The following is a 14,521-nucleotide window of genomic DNA, read 5'->3' on the forward strand; positions in this document are numbered from 1 at the left end:
TCAGCGCTTGAGTGACCGGTCGCGGGCCGGGTCGTAGAGGTACGACTCCGCCACCCGGGCCGGGTCCAGTGCGGGGCCGACCATGATCAGCGCCGCCTGCCGCAAGTCCGCGGCCTCCACCTGGTTGGCGATGTCGGCGAGCGTGCCGCGCAGCACCAGTTCGGTGGGCTGGCTGACCCGGGAGACCACCGCAGCTGGGCAGTCGGCGCCATAATGTCCGGCGAGCTCGGCGGCGATCTCCCGGGCCCGAGTGATCGCCAGGTGCAGCACCAGGGTGGCGCCGGTGGCCGCGAAGTTCGCCAGCGTCTCTCCTGCCGGCATCACGGTGGAGCGGGCCTGGGCTCGGGTCAGCACCACCGACTGGGCGAGCTCCGGCACGGTCAGTTCCTTGCCCAGGGCGGCCGCTGCGGCGGCGTACGCCGGGACTCCGGGGGTGACGTCCCACGGCACGCCGGCCTCGTCGAGGCGCCGCGCCTGCTCGGCCAGGGCGGAGTAGAGCGACGGGTCGCCCGAGGTCAGCCGGACCACGGTGTGCCCCACCTGGTGGGCGGTGACGAGCACCTGCAGGATCTGGTCCAGGTCGAGCTGCTGGGTGTCCACCAGTGCGGTGTCGGCGCGGCAGTGCGAGAGCACCTCGGCGTCGATGTAGGTGCCCGGGTAGAGCACCACGTCGGCCGAGGAGAGCATCCGTGCCGCACGCAGCGTGATCAGGTCGGCGGCGCCGGGCCCGGCACCGATGAAGTGGACGGTCATTTCCCTGCTTCCTTGGTCCAGGCCCACTGGGTCACCGCACGCGCGGGCGTCCAGCCGGTGAGCCCTCCGATCGGCGCAGCGGTCTCGACGCCGATCCGGGTCAGTTCTCCACCGTGAGCGGCGTACGCCGTCGCCAGCAGCGCCTCGGTCTCGAGGGTGACGCCGTGCACCACCAGCCGTCCCCCCGGCCGCAGCGCCTCCTGGCACTTCTCGAGCAGGCCGTCGCCCCGGGCTCCACCGCCGATGAAGATCGCGTCGGGGCGTTCCAGCCCGTCCAGCGCTTCGGGCGAGCGTCCCTCGACGACGACCAGGTCCGGTACGCCGAGGGCGTGGGCATTCCGGGTGACCCGCGCAGCGCGCTCGGGGTGGGCCTCGACCGCGATGGTGCGGCAGGTGGGATGCGCTCGCATCCATTCGATGCCGATCGATCCGGCGCCGGCACCGACGTCCCAGAGCAACTGGCCCGGCATCGGGGCGAGTCGGGCCAGGGCGCTGGCCCGCAGGTCACGCTTGGTGAGTTGCCCGTCGTGTTCGAACGCGTCGTCGGGCAGGCCTGCGACCCAGGATCCGTACTGCGTCCCACCGGCCGCGGCCTCCCGCGCCTCCGGCATCGCGAGCGCGACCAGGTTCAACCGTGGCACTGCCGCGATCTGGGACCACTCCCGGGCCAGTGCATCGATCCGGCTCTCCTCCTCAGCACCCAGATCACCCAGGACACTCATCCGCGCCTCGCCGTGCCCGGCGGCGGTGAGCAGTCCGGCCAGGGCTCCCGGCGTGGTCTCGTCGGCGGAGAGCACCAGCAGCCGGCGGCCCGGGGCCAGCGCGGCCAGCACCCGTTCCAGTGGGCGCCCGACCAGGGACACGACGTACGTCGACTCCGCCGACCATCCCATCCGGGCCCGGGCCAGGGCGACCGAGGAGACCGCCGGGTGTACGTCGACCGCCTCCGCCCCGAGCAGGCCGACCAGGGTGGTGCCGATCCCGGAGAGCATCGGGTCTCCCGAGGCGAGCGCGACGACCGAGCGATCGGCGTACTCGGCCAGCAGCACCGGCAACCGTTCCCGCAACGGCCTGGGCCACGGCACGCGCGCCTGGTCGGCGGGCGGCAACAGGGCCAGGTGGCGGGCCCCGCCGAGCACCACCCCTGCCTCCAGCACGCGGGTCCGCAGCCTGACCGGGAGCCCTTCCCAGCCGTCGGCGCCGATGCCGATCACGGTGACGGACTGGTGGGGGGACATGGCGCCCGAGGGTAGCGCCTCAGCGGGCAACGGCGTACCAGCGTCCACCTCGGCGGCCCACCTCGATCGGGTGGTCGAAGGCCTCGGTGACCAGTTCCGAGCTGAGCACGTCGTCGACCGGCCCCGCGGCGAGCAGGCGTCCGGCGCGGACCAGCGCCGCATGCGTCGTGGTCGGCAGCAGTTCCTCGAAGTGGTGGGTCACCGTGACCGTGGTCGGGCCTTCGATGACATCGGGCAGGATGGCAACGGTGCGGATCATCTGCTCGCGCGCCGCCACGTCCAGGCCGGTGCTCGGTTCGTCGAGGAGCAACAGCGGCAGGTCCGGCATCAGGGCACGGGCGATCAGCGCACGTCCCCGCTCGCCCTGCGACATGGTCAGCCAGCGCGGTTCGGGAGTGTCGATCCCGGTCGCCTTCATCAGCAGGTCAGCACCACCTGCTCCACGGTGAGGTTGGAGGCGATCTGGTGGCGCGGGTTCACGAAACCGATCGAACGACGCAACTCGCGCAGGTCGACCCGGCCCAGCACGGAGCCGAGCACACTGACCGCGCCGCGACTGGGGAAGGTGACGGCGGCGCACAGGTTGAGCAGCGTGCTCCTGCCGGCGCCGTTGGGGCCGATCAGTGCCCAGTGCTCTCCTCGAGCGACCCGCCAGCTCACGTCCTCGAGGAGCAGGCGTCCGCCACGGATGAAGGAGACGTCGGCCAGGTCGAGAACGGTGCTGGCGGACACCGGACCAATCTAGGACGTGCTGGTAAACGCGGCCTGGCCCGCTATCCTCCACGGGTGCTCGGCGCCGACGATCCCCTGCCACGCCGGCCCCGGCGGGTGCTGGTGGCCGGGGTGAGCGGCAGCGGCAAGACCACCCTGGCGAGCCGGATCGGTGCCGCGCTGGAGCTGCCGCACACCGAGATCGACGGCCTCTTCCACGGACCGGGGTGGACACCACGGCCCGAGTTCGACCAGGACGTCGCCACGCTGGTCACGCAACCGGCGTGGGTCACCGAGTGGCAATACACCAGTGCCCGGCCGGTGCTGGCCGAGGCGGCCGACCTGATGGTCTGGCTGGACCTGCCGTTCGGGCTCACGCTGGGCCGCGTCGTACGCCGCACGGTGCGGCGCCGGATTCGGCGCGAGGAACTGTGGAACGGCAACCGCGAGGGTCCGCTGTGGAAATTCTTCACCGACCCCGGCCACGTGGTGCGCTGGTCGATCAGCACCCGGGACAAGTACCGCGAAGAGGTGCCTGCCACCGCGGCCGCCCGACCGGACATGGTCGTCGTGCGCCTGCGCAGCCGGGCCGAGGTCGAGCGGTGGATCCGGCGGCTGGCCTGAGGGATCCCGGCCCCGGCGCAGGGCGGTGCACGTCACGGGCTACGGTGTGGCCAGCACGAGGTGCCCCAACGTCCATGTGGCTGCGGGGAGAATCTGGGAAGCCGGTGAGATTCCGGCACAGGGCCCGCTGCGGTGACTGCGGCCGCCACGCTTGTGGAGGCAGCAGAAGTCCGAAGACCGGCCTCGCGCTGACCACCCATTCGCTGGCTGATGAGAGCGGGAGCCCCCGATGCCACACGCACGACCCGACCATTTTCCGTTCAGCGCCGTCGTCGGCTCCGACGACATGGCCCTGGCCCTGGTCCTGACCACCATCTCGCCAGCCGTCGGCGGGGTCCTGGTCCGGGGCGAGAAGGGCACCGCCAAGTCCACCATGGTCCGCGCCCTGGCCTCGGTGCTGCCGCCGATCGACGTCTATGCCGGTGACCGCTTCTCGATCGACCCCCGCTCCCCCGAGCCGACCACCCCGGACGGTCCGATCCCCGCAGACGCCGCGGTCGAGGCCCGCCCGGTGCGGCTCGTCGAGTTGCCGGTCGGGGCCACCGAGGACCGGGTCCTCGGCTCGCTCCACCTGGAGAAGGCACTCTCGGCCGGGGTCGCCGAATATGAGCCCGGACTGCTCGCCCGCGCACACCGGGGGATCCTCTACGTCGACGAGGTGAACCTGCTCCACGACCACCTTGTCGACCTGCTCCTGGACGCAGCCGCGATGGGCCGCTCCACCGTCGAGCGCGACGGGGTCTCGGTGGAGCACCCGGCCCGGTTCGTGCTGGTCGGCACGATGAACCCCGAAGAGGGTGAACTGCGACCCCAGTTGCTGGACCGGTTCGGGCTGACCGTCGAGGTCGCGGCCCCGCGCGACCCGGAGCTCCGGGTCGAGGTGGTCCGGCGCCGGATCGCCTTCGAGAACGACCCGGCTGGCTTCGCCGCGTCGTACGCCGGGGCCGAGTCCGAGTTGACCGAGCGGATCCTGGCCGCACAGGAACTCGTCGAGCAGGTCGTGCTCGGTGACGCCGCGTTGCTGAAGATCGCCGAGATCTGCGCCGCCTTCGACGTCGACGGGATGCGGGCCGACATCGTCACTGCCCGGACCGCGGTCGCGCACGCTGCCTGGCACGGTCGTACGTCGGTGGGTCGCGACGACATCCGCGTTGCTGCTCGCCTCGCGTTGCCGCACCGGCGCCGCCGCAACCCGTTCGACGCCCCCGGGATCGACGAGGACCTGCTGGATGCGCTGCTCGGCGAGGACGACCTGCCGCCGGAGCCGGACGGGCCCGGCCCGGACGACGCGCCGGAGTCACCGGACCAGCCCGACGAGAACGCCTCGTCCACCGACTCCGCGGAGGGCACCGACCCGGCCAACGCGTCGGACCACGGAGCACCAGACAGCGGTGCCCAGGACGGTGGCCCGGACCGTGGCGACCAGGCATCCGGGACGACCGACGAACCCGACGACCCGGTCGCCGGGGCGGGCGCTCACCCGGACGCCCCCGGCGAGGTGGTCCGCGCCGACCAGCCCTACCGCCCCCGGCTCTTCACCGTCTCCGGCACCGGCAGCGGCGAGGCCGGGCGACGCAGCCGGGCGATCACCGAGTCCGGGCGGCGGATCGGCGCACGGAGCCCGCTCGCCGGCCAGGGGGGCTCGATCCACCTGATCGAGACCATCCGGGCCGCCGCACCCCACCAGGCGCTCCGCGGTCGCAGTGCAGGGCCCCTGGCGTTCCGCGGCACCGACCTGCGGGTGGCCACCAAGGAGGGCCACGAATCCAACCTGATCCTCTTCTGCGTCGACGCCTCTGGATCGATGGCAGCCCGCAAGCGGATGGAACAGGTGAAGACCGCGATCCTCTCCCTGCTGCTCGATGCCTACCAGCGCCGCGACAAGGTCGGCCTGGTCACCTTCCGCGGGGACTCCGCAGACCTCGCCCTGCCACCGACCGGCTCGGTGGAGATCGCCGCCGCGCGCCTCGACGACCTCCCGGCCGGCGGACGGACCCCGCTGGCCGAGGGGCTGCTCACCGCGAGCGAGGCGCTGCGACTGGAGCGGATCCGTGATCCGCGACGGCGGCCGCTGCTGGTGGTGGTCACCGACGGCAGGGCGACGTACGGCCCCGATGCCGTGGCCCGGTCGCGGCAGGTCGCCGCCCACCTCGCCGCCCAGGGCACCGCGGCGCTGGTGATCGACTGCGAGACCGGCCGCTTCCGGATGGGGCTGGCCAGGAACCTGGCCGACGAACTCCGTGCCGAGTACGTCGCCCTCGGCGACGTCAGCGCCTCGGCCCTGACCGGCGCCGTCCACGGATCGCTCGGTCGCGGCCCGGAGGGCACCGGCCGCCGTACGGAAGGAGCAGCCTGATGCCCAAGGGAGTCCCCGAGAACGTCCCCGACGACGGACTGACCACGGCCCAGCGCCGCAATCAACCGCTGCTGATGGTCAACACCGGCGACGGGAAGGGCAAGTCGACGGCCGCCTTCGGGATGGCGATGCGTGCCTGGAACCAGGGCTGGAACATCGGCATCTTCCAGTTCGTGAAGTCGGCCAAGTGGCGGATCGGCGAGCAGACCGTCTTCGAGCGGCTCGGCCAACTGCACGAGGAGACCGGTGAGGGCGGTCCCGTGGAGTGGCACAAGATGGGCGCCGGCTGGTCGTGGAAGCGCAAGGAGGGCAGCACCGAGGACCATGCCCGCGACGCTGCCGAGGGTTGGGCCGAGGTGAAGCAACGGATCGCAGAGGAGCGGCACGACCTCTACGTCCTCGACGAGTTCACCTATCCGATCCAGTGGGGCTGGGTCGACATCGACGACGTGGTGGAGACCTTCGTGAACCGGCCCGGACGCCAGTTCGTGATGGTCACCGGCCGCCGGGCCGACCCGAAGCTGATCGATGCCGCCGACCTGGTCACCGAGATGACCAAGATCAAGCACCAGATGGATCGCGGCCAGAAGGGCCAGCGGGGCATCGAATGGTAGGGCGTGGTGCATCCGTGACCACGCTGCCGCGACTGGTGGTTGCCGCGCCCGCCTCCGGGCACGGCAAGACCACCATCGCCACCGGCCTGATGGCGGCGCTGGCCCGCACCGGACTGGCGGTCAGCGGCCACAAGGTGGGGCCGGACTACATCGACCCCGGCTACCACGCCCTGGCCACCGGTCGCCCCGGTCGCAACCTGGACCCCCATCTGGTCGGCGAGGACCTGCTGGCACCCCTGCTGCTGCACGGTGCGCGCGGTGCAGACCTGGCGGTGGTCGAGGGGGTGATGGGCCTCCACGACGGCCAGATCGGCGGCGACGGCTTCGCCTCCACCGCCCACGTGGCGCGGGTGACCCGGACCCCGGTGGTCCTGGTCGTGGACATCTCGCACGCCTCCCGCTCGATCGGGGCGGTGGTGCAGGGAATGGCCGACTTCGACGACTCCGTCGACATCGTCGGGGTGATCCTGAACAAGGCCGGCTCACAGCGGCATGCCGACGAGGTACGCCGTGCGATCAAGCTGCCCGTGCTGGGTGTGCTGCACCGCGACGACGGCATCGTGGCCCCGTCGCGGCACCTCGGCCTGGTCCCCGCCCAGGAGCGCGACGAGGCAGCCGCCTCCCTGGACCGGCTGGCCGAACGGGTCGCGGAACGGATCGACCTGGACCAGGTGCTGGCCCTGGCCCGGCAGGCCCCTGCACTGGACGCGGAACCGTGGGACCCGGCGTACGCACTGCCCTCCCCGGCACAGGCCACGCCCGGGCCTGTCCCGGTGATCGCGATGGCCGGCGGCCGCGCCTTCACCTTCCGCTATGCCGAGACCGAGGAGTTGCTCCGTGCCGCAGGCTGCGACGTGGTCACCTTCGACCCGCTGCACGATGCGGGCCTGCCGCCCGGCACCAGCGGCATCTACCTGGGGGGCGGGTTCCCCGAGGTGCATGCTGCCGGATTGAGCGCCAACGCCCCGCTGCGCCACGCCATCCGCACCGCCGTTCTGGACGGCGTACCGACGGTCGCGGAGTGTGCCGGCCTGCTCTACCTGTGCCGTGACATCGACGGCGCCCCGATGGCCGGGGTGCTGCCCACCTCGGCCCGGATGAGTCCACGGCTGACCCTCTCCTACCGGTCCGTCTCCTCGGCCACCGAGACCCTGCTGACCAGGCCGGGCGAGGTGGTGAACACCCACGAGTTCCACCGCACCACGGTCTCCCCCGGTCGCGGCGAGGTGGCGGCCTGGGGCGCCGACGGGGTCGAGGTCGGCTTCGCCGGGCCATCGCTGCATGCCTCCTACCTGCACGTGCACTGGGCCGGGCACTCCCAGTTGGCGCAACGATTCGCCGACGCGGCACGGGAGCACGGTCCGCTGCGTGATGACGGTGTCGTCCACAGTCACCAGGTGACGGCAACCGACACATCAACCGGCGACCTGCCTGCGTTCGACGCGACCGACCCCCTGCGCCACCACGGCGACGTCGAGGCCGGCGAGGGGCTGGTCGACTTCGCGGTCAACGTCTTCGAGGGGCAACGACCCGACTGGCTCAGCGATGCGCTGCACGCCAGCCTCACCGAGACCCACCACTATCCCGACGCCACCGCGGCCGAGGCAGCACTGGCCCGCCACCACGGCCGCGCCACCGCGGACGTGCTCGCCACCGCCGGCGCCGCCGAGGCGTTCACCCTGATCGCCCGGCTCCGCGACTGGCGCCACCCGGTGGTGGTCCACCCCCAGTTCACCGAACCCGATGTCGCCCTGGCCAATGCCGGCCACACGCCGCGCCACGTCCTGTGCCGTGCCGAGGATGACTTCGCGCTCGATCCCGGCACCGTGCCCGAGGAGGCCGACCTGGTCGTCGTCGGCAACCCGACCAACCCGACCGGGGTGCTCCACCGCGCCGCCACGATCCGCGCCCTGGTCCGCCCCGGCCGCCTGGTGGTCGTGGACGAGGCGTTCATGGACGGGGTCGGCGGACAGCGCGAGTCGCTGGCCGGTGCCCCGGTGCCGGGCCTGGTCGTGGTCCGCAGCCTCACCAAGCTGTGGGCGATCCCCGGGGTGCGGGCCGGCTACGTCCTGGCCGAGCCCGAGGTGATCACCGCCCTCCGGGACGGACAGGTGCCCTGGGCAGTGGCCACCACGGCGGCAGCGGCCATGGTGGCCTGCACCAGCGCCGAGGCGGATGCCGAAGCAGCCCGCCGGGCCGAGCAGGTCGTCGTACGCCGCCGGGTGCTCACCGACGGGCTGGCCGAACTGGGCATCGACCATGTCGCGAGTGCAGCTCCGTTCGTGCTGGCCCGGCCCGGCGAGGGCGTCCGGGAGCGGTTGCGTGCCGAGGGGTTCGCCGTACGCCGTGCCGACACGTTCCCGGGCCTGGGGCCGGAGTGGGTGCGGATCGCCGTCCGCTCCCCCGAGGCGACCCGGAGGTTGCTCGCCGCGCTGGCCAGCGCGATCCGGTGAGACAACTGTCCCTCGCCCCGGAAGGACCGCTAGTCTCCCTCTGACGGGCACGAGGAAGCCGGTGGGATTCCGGCACAGTCGCGCTACTGTGACATCGCTCCTGAGCAGTCAGGCAGGCGGTGGAGTCAGACCCGAGGGTCCGTCATCCCCATCACTACAGGGACGCATCATCCCTTCAGGAGGACACATGTCACAGGCCACCGTTGCCACCCCCGAGGTCGAGGTTCCCTCGATCCCGCTGCGCCAGATCGCCCCGTTCGCGATCCTCTTCGGTCTCGTCGCGCTGATCGCGATCTTCTTCGTCAGCACCGACCAGGGCGCCACCTCGATCATCAGCGGCACCGCGATCCACGAGTGGGTCCACGACGCCCGGCACCTGCTCGGCTACCCGTGCCACTGATCGGCTGATCCCAGCACCCTGCACCCACCGGCCGGTGCCCTGGTCGCCCTGACCAGCGCCGAACCGGACCCCTCTGGTTCCTGCATGTCGCCCCTTCGTGGAGGCCGGCAGGTCCCCGCCGCCTCGTGCGGCCCCACCGAACGGACACACCCATGACTGCACGCAATTTCCTGGTCCGCGGCCTGCTGGCCGGCTTCGTCGCCGGCCTGCTCACCGGCACCCTGGTGATCAGCACTGCCCTCGGCGGCCTGGTCGCCCTGGTCTCCGCGGCCGTGGTCGGCCGGATCGGTCGCCTCCGCCCGGCGGCGACCACTGCCCTGGTCAGCGCGATCGGCTTCACCAGCCTGGCCCTGGTGCCGTGGTTCAAGTATCCGGCCGCGCCGCCCGCGGTCGGTTCCGGCGACACCATCGGCGAGCGGACGGCCGACTTCTTCGTCTTCCTGCTGATCTCCCTGGTCGCGGCCGTGGCCGCGACCGCCCTGGCCAGGCAGCTCCTCACCACGCTGAGCACCTATGCCACGGTCGTGATCAGCGCCGGCGCCTACCTGCTGGTGATGGTGGCCGCCGCGCTGGCGATGCCGACGGTCAACGAGCTCGGCGACTTCCCGGCCGACACCCTGTGGGGGTTCCGCCTCTCCTCCCTCTTCACGCTGGCCACCATGTGGGGCGTGATCGGCGTGGTCCTGGTCGGCCTGGTCGGCCGGCTGGACACCGCGGCGGTGGCCGAGGCGGAGCGGCGCGAGCTGGCTGCTTCACTCTGAGCATGGTCAACCAGCGATCCGTGTCGCGTGCCTTGGGCATCGTCCTGGGGCACGCGGCCGATCGCTGTCTCGGCGATCCGGCGCGGTTCCACCCGGTTGCCGGGTTCGGCCAGGTGGCAGGTGCCCTGGAGCGCCGCACGTACGCCGACACGCGCGGTCGCGGCGTCGCCTTCACCGTGACCCTGGTCGGCGGCACCGCTGCGCTCGGCCTGATCCTCGAGCGGGCGGTGCGGGACCGTCCTGTGCTGCACACCGCGGCGACTGCAGCGGCGACCTGGGCGGTGCTCGGTGGTACGTCGCTGGGCCGGGAGGCCACAGCGGTGCACGGGTTCCTGGCTGCCGGGGACCTGCCGGGCGCCCGGCAACGCCTCACCCACCTGGTCGGGCGGGACACCTCCCAGCTCGACGAGTCGGGCGTCGCACGCGCCAGCATCGAGTCGGTTGCGGAGAACACCTCCGACGCGGTGACGGCTCCACTGGTCCTCGGTGCGGCCTTCGGGATCCCGGGCCTGGTCGGCTATCGCGCGGCCAACACCCTCGACGCGATGGTCGGCCACCGCACCGCGCGCCATGAGCAGTTCGGGTGGGCATCGGCCCGGCTGGACGACGTACTCAACCTGGCCGGGGCCCGGCTCGCCGCGCTGCTCGCGGCCGGACTCGCCCCGACAGTGGCCGGCTCCCCCCGCGCCGCCATGGCCGCGTGGCGCAGCGATGCGCGGCACCATCCGAGCCCCAATGCCGGTCCGGTGGAGGCCTCGTTCGCCGGCGCCCTGGGCGTCCAGCTCGGTGGGGTGAACCGCTATGGCGACCGCATCGAGGACCGGCACACGCTCGGCACCGGGCGGCCACCGGTCGCCGACGACATCGACCGGGCCACGACCCTCGCGGCGCGGGTGGCCGGAGGGTCCGTCGCGGTGGCAGCCCTGCTGGCCCTCACTGCCCGCCGGCGAGCCGGCTGAGCTGGCTGAACTGATTGAGCCAGGGCAGCACCTCGCCGGGCTCGGCGACGCTGGACACGTCTGCCGACGCCGAGGCGCGACGTACCACCACGATCGGGACCCCGAGTTCGTCGGCGGCGGCCATCTTGGGCCACGTCCAAGTGCCGCCGGAGTCCTTGGTGACCAGCACGTCGGCGCCGTGGTCGCGCAGCAGCGCCCGTTCGGAGTCCAAGGTGTAGGGCCCCCGCGAGGGCAGCAGGGTCCAAGTGTCCGGGAGTTCGACGTCGGGCGCATCCACCACCCGCACCAGTGCGTACGCCGTGGCCAGCGGCCCGGTGAACCGGTCCAGCGACTGGCGCCCCACGGTCAGGAAGGGGCGACTGCCCAGGCCTGCGGCGACCGTTGCTGCCTCGTCGTGGTCCTCGACCCAGTGCCAGGCGTCGGCTCCGGGCGCCGCCCCCCAGCCGGGGCGCTCCAGCCGGAGCAGCGGGACCTGTGCGGCCGCGCAGGCTTCGACGGCGTTGCGGCTCATCCCGGCAGCGAACGGGTGGGTGGCATCGACCACGGCGTCGATCCCCTCCTCGGCCAAGAATTCCTGCAGCCCGGGCACGCCACCGAAGCCGCCGATCCGCACCTCGCCCACCGGCAGCCGGGGCCGGGCAACCCGGCCGGCCAAGGTGGAGAGGAAGTCGATGCCCTCGCCCTGCAGCAGTTCCGCCAGGGCACGGGCATCCGCAGTGCCCCCCAGAAGCAGCACCCTCATCGCGACGCCCCCGGCTCCAGTGCGCGCAGGTCACCCGGTGCGCCGTTCCCAGCCAGGGCGAGCAGGGCGTCCACGTCCAGGTGCGCCTCGACGAGGTCGCCGAGCAGGTCGAGCCGGGCCTCCCTGCGCTCGGCGAAGCTGACGCCCGACGGCTGCCGTTCCCGGCCCGCGGCCGACGCGGCCTGCGCCAGGATTGCCTGCCGGAAGGCGTCGACCTCCAGCGACCCGTGCCACATGGTGCCGAAGACGGCCCCCGATCGGGCGCCGCCGAGGAACTCCTCGCCGGAGCCGCGGGTGATCCGGCCATGGTGGATCTCGTAGCCGCTGGTCATGGCGCCCAGCGCGGATCCGGTCGGCAGCCGGAGCACCTTCTCGGCCGCGAAGGTGGTGGTGACGTCGAGCAGCCCGAGCCCCTCGACGGCAGCGCCCGGGGTGCCCTCGACGCCGTCGGGGTCGCTGATCCGGCGGCCGAGCATCTGGAAGCCCCCGCAGATGCCGAGCACCGGACGCCCGGCGGCGGCATGGTCGGTGATTGCCCGGTCCAGCCCGCGGGCGCGGAGCCAGGCCAGGTCGGAGAGGGTGGCGCGGGTGCCGGGCAGCACGACCAGGTCGGCGTCGGCCAGGGCGCGCGGGTCGGCGACGAAGACCACGTCCAGGTCCGGTTCGATGCCGAGCGCGTCCACGTCGGTGAAGTTGGAAATCCGGGGCAGCCGGACCACGGCGACCTTCATCGCTGCGCTGCCACCCGGCGTACGACGGCCCTCGAGGTCCAGGGCGTCCTCGGAGTCGAGCCACAGGCCCGGGTCCCACGGGAGTACGCCGTACACCCGGCGCCCGGTGAGGTGCTCCAGTTCGGTGAGACCGGGGGCAAGGAGGGTCGCGTCGCCGCGGAACTTGTTGACCACGAACCCGGCGATCAGCGCCTGGTCGGCGGCCTCCAGCAGCGCGACGGTGCCGTGCATGGCGGCGAAGACGCCACCGCGGTCGATGTCGCCGACCACCACGGTCGGGATCGAGGCGTGCCGGGCCAGCCCCATGTTGACGTAGTCGCTGGCACGCAGGTTGATCTCGGTGGGGCTGCCGGCGCCCTCGGCGACGACCACGTTGAAGCGGGAGGCGAGGTCGTCGAAGGCGGCGTACGCAGCGTCGGCCAGGTGGCGGCGGCCGTCGACGAAGTCACGAGAGGAGATCCGGCCCGCGGGTTGCCCCATCACCACGACGTGGCTCTCCTTGTCGCCGCCGGGCTTGAGGAGCACCGGGTTCATCGCGGCCTCGGGGGTGGCCCGTGCAGCGAGCGCCTGGATCCACTGGGCCCTGCCGATCTCCGCACCGTCACCGCAGACCATCGAATTGTTCGACATGTTCTGGCTCTTGAACGGCGCCACCTTCAGCCCGCGGCGGGCGAAGGCCCGGCAGAGCCCGGTGGTGACGATGCTCTTCCCGGCATCGGAGGTGGTGCCGGCGATCAGGAGGGCACCACGAGTCATGGGTGCACCCTATCGGCGCCGTTGGCAACCGGCCCGCGAGGCGTGTGCTCCACGACCGGACTGGTGGCTGTGCACAACGCCTGCCCCTGTCCCGCGCCGCGCGCTACCATGTAGTTACTTGTTCTACTTTCGCGACAGGAGCTCCCATGACAACAACTGTGACTGCCGCCGAATTCAATCAGCGCCCGAGCCGGGTCAAGCGTGCCGCTGCCGAGCACCCGGTGATCATCACCGAACACAACCGGCCGTCGTTCGTGCTGATGACCTATGTCGAGTTCGAGCGACTCCAGGGCGCCCCCGACAACCTCGCGTCCTGGCTGGAGATGGAGGACGATGTCGACTTCGACATCGAGGAAGTCGGCCTCGACGTCGCGGCAGCCGAACTGTGACCTATCTCCTCGACACCAACGTCGTGAGCGAGCTCCGACGACGTCAGGGGTCGGCTGCAGTCAAGGCCTGGGTGGGCAACCAACGAACCACCGACCTGTTCCTCAGCGTGATCACCATCCTGGAGATCGAGACCGGCATCCTGGCCGTTCGACGTCACGATCCCCACCAGGCCAACCTCTTGCAGCGCTGGCTCGAGCACGCAGTCCTCACCGGTTTCGCGGACCGCATCCTGCCGCTGGACCTGGCGTCCGTGCGCCGGGTCGCTCCCTTGCCCGTGCCGGCCCGTGCACCCGCCCATGATGCCCTCATCGCGGGAACCGCGCTTGCCCACGGCATGGTCGTCGTCACGCGCAACCTGCCGGACTTCGAGGGCGTCGAGCGAATCAATCCGTGGGACGCCACACCGGCGTGAGCACCACTCCCCTGCGCCGAGTCGGCGTTCAGCGTGGCCAGATGCCTGATGTCCCGCGGCGATGTGAGCCCATCAGGTGGGTGTCGACGATCCCGATCGCCTCCATCAGCGCATACATCGTGGTCGGCCCGACGTGGGCGAACCCCTTCTTCTTCAGCGCCTTGGAGAGCGCCAACGACTCCGGGGACTGGGTGGGCACGTCGGCGTACGTCTCCGGCTCGGGGGTGACGTCGGGCCGGAAGGACCAGACGAAGTCGACCAGTCCCCCCTCCTCGCGCAGCGCGAGCGTGGCGCGGGCATTGGTGATGGTGGCGTCGATCTTGCGGCGGTTGCGGACGATCCCGGCATCGGCCATCAGCCGCTCCCGGTCGGAGTCGTCGTACGTCGCCACTCGTTCGGGGTCGAACCCGTCGAACGCCTCGCGGAACGCCGGGCGCTTGCGCAGGATCGTCGCCCACGAGAGCCCGGACTGGAACGCCTCCAGGCTGATCCGCTCGAAGAGCCCGGTCTCGTCCGTGACCGGCATCCCCCACTCGGTGTCGTAGTAGTCCCGCATCAAGCCAGCGGTCGCAGCCCAGGCCGGACGGGCCAGGCCGTCCTCACACATCACCGTCATGTCGC

16 protein-coding genes and 2 riboswitches are annotated in these 14,521 nt (G+C 72.0%); of the genes, 9 read left to right on the top strand and 7 right to left on the bottom strand.

Features of this window, described 5'->3' with window-relative positions; all coding sequences use genetic code 11:
* Genes cobM through Q9R27_RS09550 form a run of 4 tightly spaced genes read right to left on the bottom strand, consistent with a single transcriptional unit; the run spans nucleotide 1 to nucleotide 2,723 of the window.
* Nucleotides 1–753 (bottom strand): precorrin-4 C(11)-methyltransferase, encoded by a 753-nt coding sequence (cobM, locus tag Q9R27_RS09535; protein WP_311252140.1) that lies wholly within the window; start codon nucleotides 751–753, stop codon nucleotides 1–3.
* Nucleotides 750–1,991 carry a precorrin-6y C5,15-methyltransferase (decarboxylating) subunit CbiE gene (gene cbiE, locus Q9R27_RS09540; protein WP_311252141.1) on the bottom strand — a complete coding sequence of 414 codons (1,242 nt, stop codon included), beginning with the start codon at nucleotides 1,989–1,991 and terminating at the stop codon, nucleotides 750–752. The genes cobM and cbiE overlap by 4 nt, the downstream gene beginning before the upstream one ends.
* A gap of 19 nt (nucleotides 1,992–2,010) precedes the next feature.
* Entirely contained in the window at nucleotides 2,011–2,409 is a 399-nt protein-coding gene (locus Q9R27_RS09545; protein WP_311252142.1) for an ATP-binding cassette domain-containing protein, read from the bottom strand.
* Nucleotides 2,409–2,723 carry an ATP-binding cassette domain-containing protein gene (locus Q9R27_RS09550; RefSeq protein WP_311252143.1) on the bottom strand — a complete coding sequence of 105 codons (315 nt, stop codon included), beginning with the start codon at nucleotides 2,721–2,723 and terminating at the stop codon, nucleotides 2,409–2,411. The genes Q9R27_RS09545 and Q9R27_RS09550 overlap by 1 nt, the downstream gene beginning before the upstream one ends.
* 54 nt (nucleotides 2,724–2,777) lie before the next feature.
* On the opposite strand from Q9R27_RS09550, the gene Q9R27_RS09555 reads away from it, so the two are divergent.
* The 7 genes from Q9R27_RS09555 (at nucleotide 2,778) to Q9R27_RS09585 (ending at nucleotide 10,869) form a co-directional block, all read left to right on the top strand.
* A complete protein-coding gene (locus tag Q9R27_RS09555; RefSeq protein WP_311252144.1) occupies nucleotides 2,778–3,326 on the top strand; it encodes an AAA family ATPase in 549 nt (182 codons plus the stop codon).
* Nucleotides 3,327–3,367: 41 nt separating this feature from the next.
* A riboswitch (cobalamin riboswitch) is annotated at nucleotides 3,368–3,527 on the top strand.
* Between the two features lie 28 nt (nucleotides 3,528–3,555).
* Nucleotides 3,556–5,682, top strand: a complete 2,127-nt coding sequence (locus Q9R27_RS09560; protein WP_311252145.1) for a magnesium chelatase subunit D family protein — start codon at nucleotides 3,556–3,558, stop codon at nucleotides 5,680–5,682.
* The gene (gene cobO / locus Q9R27_RS09565) at nucleotides 5,682–6,296 is read left to right on the top strand and encodes a cob(I)yrinic acid a,c-diamide adenosyltransferase (protein WP_311252146.1); all 615 of its coding nucleotides are present in this window, start codon (nucleotides 5,682–5,684) and stop codon (nucleotides 6,294–6,296) included. The genes Q9R27_RS09560 and cobO overlap by 1 nt, the downstream gene beginning before the upstream one ends.
* Complete coding sequence (locus Q9R27_RS09570) at nucleotides 6,290–8,749, top strand: cobyrinate a,c-diamide synthase (RefSeq protein WP_397219665.1); 2,460 nt, start codon at nucleotides 6,290–6,292, stop codon at nucleotides 8,747–8,749. The genes cobO and Q9R27_RS09570 overlap by 7 nt, the downstream gene beginning before the upstream one ends.
* Nucleotides 8,750–8,765: 16 nt before the next feature.
* A riboswitch (cobalamin riboswitch) is annotated at nucleotides 8,766–8,903 on the top strand.
* A 33-nt stretch (nucleotides 8,904–8,936) separates the two neighbouring features.
* On the top strand, nucleotides 8,937–9,149 hold the full coding sequence (locus tag Q9R27_RS09575; RefSeq protein WP_311252148.1) for a CbtB-domain containing protein: 213 nt from the start codon (nucleotides 8,937–8,939) through the stop codon (nucleotides 9,147–9,149).
* Between the two features lie 152 nt (nucleotides 9,150–9,301).
* Nucleotides 9,302–9,910, top strand: a complete 609-nt coding sequence (locus tag Q9R27_RS09580; RefSeq protein WP_311252149.1) for a CbtA family protein — start codon at nucleotides 9,302–9,304, stop codon at nucleotides 9,908–9,910.
* Between the two features lie 2 nt (nucleotides 9,911–9,912).
* Nucleotides 9,913–10,869: a cobalamin biosynthesis protein gene (locus tag Q9R27_RS09585; RefSeq protein ID WP_311252150.1), complete on the top strand. Its 957-nt coding sequence runs from the start codon at nucleotides 9,913–9,915 to the stop codon at nucleotides 10,867–10,869.
* On the opposite strand, the gene Q9R27_RS09590 is transcribed toward Q9R27_RS09585, so the two are convergent.
* Both Q9R27_RS09590 and Q9R27_RS09595 read right to left on the bottom strand, forming a co-directional pair.
* A complete protein-coding gene (locus Q9R27_RS09590) occupies nucleotides 10,844–11,611 on the bottom strand; it encodes a cobalt-precorrin-6A reductase (RefSeq protein ID WP_311252151.1) in 768 nt (255 codons plus the stop codon). The two genes, Q9R27_RS09585 and Q9R27_RS09590, sit on opposite strands and share 26 nt — an antisense overlap.
* Nucleotides 11,608–13,098, bottom strand: a complete 1,491-nt coding sequence (locus Q9R27_RS09595; protein ID WP_311252152.1) for a cobyric acid synthase — start codon at nucleotides 13,096–13,098, stop codon at nucleotides 11,608–11,610. The genes Q9R27_RS09590 and Q9R27_RS09595 overlap by 4 nt, the downstream gene beginning before the upstream one ends.
* A 146-nt stretch (nucleotides 13,099–13,244) precedes the next feature.
* Between Q9R27_RS09595 and Q9R27_RS09600 the strand changes: the two genes are divergently transcribed.
* Together Q9R27_RS09600 and Q9R27_RS09605 are read left to right on the top strand one after the other, a co-directional pair.
* Nucleotides 13,245–13,487 carry a type II toxin-antitoxin system Phd/YefM family antitoxin gene (locus Q9R27_RS09600; RefSeq protein ID WP_311252153.1) on the top strand — a complete coding sequence of 81 codons (243 nt, stop codon included), beginning with the start codon at nucleotides 13,245–13,247 and terminating at the stop codon, nucleotides 13,485–13,487.
* On the top strand, nucleotides 13,484–13,900 hold the full coding sequence (locus tag Q9R27_RS09605; RefSeq protein WP_311252154.1) for a type II toxin-antitoxin system VapC family toxin: 417 nt from the start codon (nucleotides 13,484–13,486) through the stop codon (nucleotides 13,898–13,900). The genes Q9R27_RS09600 and Q9R27_RS09605 overlap by 4 nt, the downstream gene beginning before the upstream one ends.
* Nucleotides 13,901–13,928: 28 nt before the next feature.
* Here Q9R27_RS09605 and Q9R27_RS09610 read toward each other — a convergent pair whose 3' ends face one another.
* The gene (locus Q9R27_RS09610) at nucleotides 13,929–14,516 is read right to left on the bottom strand and encodes a DNA-3-methyladenine glycosylase I (protein ID WP_311252155.1); all 588 of its coding nucleotides are present in this window, start codon (nucleotides 14,514–14,516) and stop codon (nucleotides 13,929–13,931) included.
* Between the last annotated feature and the right edge of the window lie 5 nt (nucleotides 14,517–14,521).

This window comes from Nocardioides sp. AE5 (assembly GCF_031844485.1).
GTDB lineage: Bacteria > Actinomycetota > Actinomycetes > Propionibacteriales > Nocardioidaceae > Nocardioides.

What these genes read in the sequence shown, in the direction of transcription:
- Q9R27_RS09590 (WP_311252151.1), bottom strand. Translation starts at nt 11,611, where the DNA reads ATGAGGGTGCTGCTTCTGGGGGGCACTGCGGATGCCCGTGCCCTGGCG.
- Q9R27_RS09585 (WP_311252150.1), top strand. Translation starts at nt 9,913, where the DNA reads ATGGTCAACCAGCGATCCGTGTCGCGTGCCTTGGGCATCGTCCTGGGG.
- cobO (WP_311252146.1), top strand. Translation starts at nt 5,682, where the DNA reads ATGCCCAAGGGAGTCCCCGAGAACGTCCCCGACGACGGACTGACCACG.
- cobM (WP_311252140.1), bottom strand. Translation starts at nt 753, where the DNA reads ATGACCGTCCACTTCATCGGTGCCGGGCCCGGCGCCGCCGACCTGATC.
- Q9R27_RS09575 (WP_311252148.1), top strand. Translation starts at nt 8,937, where the DNA reads ATGTCACAGGCCACCGTTGCCACCCCCGAGGTCGAGGTTCCCTCGATC.
- Q9R27_RS09570 (WP_397219665.1), top strand. Translation starts at nt 6,290, where the DNA reads ATGGTAGGGCGTGGTGCATCCGTGACCACGCTGCCGCGACTGGTGGTT.
- Q9R27_RS09560 (WP_311252145.1), top strand. Translation starts at nt 3,556, where the DNA reads ATGCCACACGCACGACCCGACCATTTTCCGTTCAGCGCCGTCGTCGGC.
- Q9R27_RS09595 (WP_311252152.1), bottom strand. Translation starts at nt 13,098, where the DNA reads ATGACTCGTGGTGCCCTCCTGATCGCCGGCACCACCTCCGATGCCGGG.
- Q9R27_RS09610 (WP_311252155.1), bottom strand. Translation starts at nt 14,516, where the DNA reads ATGACGGTGATGTGTGAGGACGGCCTGGCCCGTCCGGCCTGGGCTGCG.
- Q9R27_RS09580 (WP_311252149.1), top strand. Translation starts at nt 9,302, where the DNA reads ATGACTGCACGCAATTTCCTGGTCCGCGGCCTGCTGGCCGGCTTCGTC.
- Q9R27_RS09545 (WP_311252142.1), bottom strand. Translation starts at nt 2,409, where the DNA reads ATGAAGGCGACCGGGATCGACACTCCCGAACCGCGCTGGCTGACCATG.
- cbiE (WP_311252141.1), bottom strand. Translation starts at nt 1,991, where the DNA reads ATGTCCCCCCACCAGTCCGTCACCGTGATCGGCATCGGCGCCGACGGC.
- Q9R27_RS09600 (WP_311252153.1), top strand. Translation starts at nt 13,245, where the DNA reads ATGACAACAACTGTGACTGCCGCCGAATTCAATCAGCGCCCGAGCCGG.